The 3,992-nt window shown below is 51.7% G+C and carries 2 protein-coding genes; both read left to right on the top strand.

Going from position 1 to position 3,992, the window contains the following annotated elements; genetic code table 11:
• Positions 1-317 precede the first annotated feature (317 nt).
• Entirely contained in the window at positions 318-2,039 is a 1,722-nt protein-coding gene (locus tag RMO84_RS20340; protein ID WP_310490257.1) for an aminotransferase class III-fold pyridoxal phosphate-dependent enzyme, read from the top strand.
• Between the two features lie 60 nt (positions 2,040-2,099).
• Positions 2,100-3,992, top strand: a 1,893-nt coding sequence (locus RMO84_RS20335; protein ID WP_310490256.1) for a condensation domain-containing protein, incomplete at its 3' end; no start/stop codon positions are given.

Below are 3,992 nucleotides of genomic sequence, written 5' to 3'. Positions count from 1 at the left end.
TGAAGACTGAATCGCTGCCCGAAAGTGCGAGACCATTTTCCGGCAATGGCGTTAATCCATTGAGCATTCCAAGCAAAATTTGTTGGAAGTAGCTGATATAAACCGTATCTTTAGAACCACGAGCCGTACTTACGATGTCATACATTTCGCGGCTGTAATTCAATTTCACGCCATCGCGCTTACTGATCGCTTCTAGCCCGATCCAGTCTATTACTACTCCCTCGATTGCCCCGCTCCCGATCCAGCCAGCACCAGCGATCGTCTCGATCGAGCGTCAACCAGAGATCGCCACGATCGTCCAGCAGCAACTTCAGCTCATGGCACGGCAATTAGAATTGTTAGGCGGACAGCCGATCGCTGCCGCACCACCGATTGCTGGAGCGGTGGCACCAGTGGCACCAGTGGCAGTTGCTCTCAATGGACATAGCAATGGCAATGGACATAGCAATGGCAATGGTAAGAGTACTAATAGCGATCGAGATCTAGCAACCAGCACGAGCGCGGGGCCGTCGCCTGGAGCCAAAATTAGTAAGACGATCGATAATAGCTTAAGCGTCGAGCAACAACAGGCGTTAGCCGCGATCGTCGATCGCTATGTGGCTAAAACCAAAGAATCCAAACGCCAAGCCCAAGCACATCGCCGCTATCTAGCCGATCCGCGTACCGTGTCGGGATTTACACCCTTACTCAAAGAAATGGTCTATCCGATCGTCACCGATCGCGCGCAGGGGGCGCGGTTATGGGATGAAGATGGGAATGAATATATCGATCTGACCAATGGCTTCGGGCTAAATTTCTTTGGGTGGTCGCCGGATTTTGTTACGAATGCGCTGAAAGCGCAGCTCGACAAAGGGATGGCGATCGGCCCGCAAACGCCACTAGCGGGGAAAGTGGCCAAAAAGATCGCCCACCTGACAGGCATGGAGCGAGTGGCATTTTGTAATACCGGCTCGGAAGCTGTCATGGCCGCATTGCGGATCGCGCGGACGGTCACGGGCAAGGATCTGGTGGCGATTTTTGCTGGTTCCTATCACGGTACTTTCGATGAAGTGTTATTCCGCGCTGGCCCCAATCTCAAAACGTTTCCTTCCGCACCTGGGGTAATGGCTTCAGCCCTAGAAAATATCATCGTTTTAGATTATGACAGTCCCAAATCCCTGGAAATCATTCGCGAATATGCCGATCGATTGGCCGCCGTAATTGTCGAACCCGTCCAAAGTCGGCACCCCAACCTGCAACCGCAAGCCTTTCTGCGCGAAGTGCGATCGATTACCGCGCGATCGGAGATTGCCTTAATTATCGATGAGGTAATTACGGGTTTTCGGGTTGCTCCTGGCGGCGCGCAGGCACACTTCGGTGTCAAAGCCGATATTGCTACCTACGGAAAAGTCGTCGGCGGCGGAATGCCGATCGGAATTTTAACCGGATCTAGTAAATATATGGACGCTCTCGATGGTGGTTTCTGGCAATTTGGCGATCGATCGATTCCCGAAGTTGGCGTTACCTTCTTTGCCGGTACCTTCGTCCGCCATCCGCTAGCCTTAGCCGCCGTCGATGCCATTCTCGACAAACTCCAAGCTGGTGGTGCCGAACTCCAGCAATCGTTAACTACCAAAACTCAGCAATTGGTCGATCGATTGGTCGCACATTTCCGATCGGTTGGGGTGCAGATTGAAATCGAGCACTTTAGCTCTTTGTTCTATCTGATGTTTGCACCGACTGAAAATTATGGTGGACTGCTGTTTTATCTATTGCGCGAACGCGGGATTCATATCTGGGAAAATCGCCCGTGCTTCTTGACTCTGGCGCATACCGATGCCGATCTCGACGAGATCGTTTGGGCATTTCAAGTCTGTATCGCCGAGCTGCAAGCCAGCGGTTTCTTGACTAGTTCGGCGGCAGCGATCGCCATCAATCACAATCTCCCGCCCCAGCCCGGAGCCAAACTTGGCAAAGATCGGGACGGCAATCCAGCTTGGTTTGTCACCGATCCCGATCGGGCTGGTAAGTATCTGCAAATCGATACATCTGTCTTGTAGCTATCTCCAGTCGATTGTCTTCAGATACATCTATAGTTGTTAGTTCAAAATTGCGCTGTTATGATGGATTGCCTCTCCGATCGACTGAATCTACTCGATGATGTAATTCCTCATGACGGTCTAAACGTCTTATCGATCGCACCCACTCTTAAATCATTGATGCATTCATCCGAGCGAGCTAATTTACAGGCGATTGACTTCGATCCATTTGTTGATGGTGAATTATTGTTGGCTGCGCCAGCAACCGAATCCCAGCAAGAAATTTGGCTGGGCGTCCAAATGAGTCCAAATGCTAATTTAGCCTGTATTCTCTCCCAATCTTTGCAGATCGGCGGTAGGTTGAATGTGGATGCAATGCAAGCCGCGATAAGGGCACTAATCGATCGGCACGAATCGTTGCGGACGACTTTTAGTGGCGATGGGAAGACAATCTCGATCGCTAAAGCAGTCACTTTTGAGTTGCCAATTAGGGACTTATCGGCTTTGAGTAGTAGCGATCGCGCCGCTGCGATCGATCGCTACCAACAGCAAGCTGTCAACACGCCCTTCGACCTCCAACACGGCCCCTTATTTCGCGCTCAGCTGCTCAAACTAGCCGATCGCCAACACTTGCTGATTTGGGACGTCCATCACCTGATTTGCGATGGGTGGTCGTTGGGCATTCTGCTCGCAGACTTGGCAGCAATCTACAATAGTCTCAATCGGGGCATCGCGATCGCCCTCGAACAGCCAGAGTATTTTAGCGAGTATACTTTTGCCGAGCAAGCGCAAATCGGCACTCCCGAGGCGATCGCCACCACTGCCTATTGGCTGCAAAAGTTTGCTGAGTTACCACCAGTTTTAGATCTGCCGACCGATTACCCGCGTCCGCCGGTGCGGACTTTTAATTCTAGCCGCGAATACTACACCTTACCAGCAAATTTAGTCGCCCAAATCGAGAAATTGGGGGTCAAACATGGGTGTAGTGTGATGACTACCCTGCTGAGTGCCTTTGAAGTATTTCTGTTTAAACTCACCGGCCAAACCGATCTGACCGTCGGCGTGCCGACCTCTGGCCAATTGGCGACGGGTAGATTTAATTTGGTCGGGCATTGCGTCAATTTCTTACCATTGCGGAGCCGCATCGATCCGGCGATCGCCTTTGGTGACTATTTGCGATCGCGTAATAGTGCCATTCTCGATGATTACGAACGCCAAAACTTTACCTTTGGCAGTTTATTACAAAAACTCGCCATTCCCCGCGATGCCAGCCGAATTCCATTGGTACCGGCGGTCTTTAATATCGACCTTGATGGCGGCAGTACCAAATCCACATTTGATGAATTAACCACCACACTCGCCTTCAATCGGGGCGAGTTTGCGACTTTTGAATTCTTTCTCAATGGGTTCGCTACCGCCAGCGGCCAGATCGATCTTGATTGTCAATACAATACCAATTTATTTAGCGCGACCTCGATCCAGCAGCGGTTGGGCGAATTCGCCAATTTACTGACGCAGATTGTCGCCACACCCGATCGATCGCTGCAACAATTATCGTTACTAAGTCCGGCGCAAGCCCAGCAATTATTAGTCGATTGGAACGCGACTCAGACGGACTTTCCCTCTGAGTGTATCGATCGCGTATTCGTGCGACAGGTAGCCGAGTCTGGCGAAGCAATCGCCTTAATTTACCAGGATCGGCAACTCACCTACCGCGAACTGAACGAGCGTGCCAATCGACTAGCTAACTATTTGCTCGCCATCGGGGTCAAATCCGGCGAACTAGTGGGCATCGCTGTCGATCGGTCGATCGAGACGATCGTCGCCATGCTGGGCATTCTTAAGGCTGGTGGAGCCTATCTCCCGCTCGATTTGAGCTATCCCGCCGCTCGATTGGCTTACATGCTGGAAAATGCCCAGGTGTCGGTATTGCTGACCAAAACCACCGCTCGCGATCGCTTGCCCGCCCATACC

The organism is Chamaesiphon sp. VAR_69_metabat_338 (assembly GCF_031423935.1).
In the GTDB taxonomy this organism is placed as follows: Bacteria; Cyanobacteriota; Cyanobacteriia; order Cyanobacteriales; family Chamaesiphonaceae; genus Chamaesiphon.
The sequence above is the reverse complement of the archived record's forward strand: the minus strand, read 5'-3'. Positions and strand labels throughout refer to the sequence as shown.

Bases quoted from the DNA above. Each gene is read 5' to 3' on its own strand.
- RMO84_RS20340 (WP_310490257.1), top strand. From the start codon at position 318: ATGGCACGGCAATTAGAATTGTTAGGCGGACAGCCGATCGCTGCCGCA.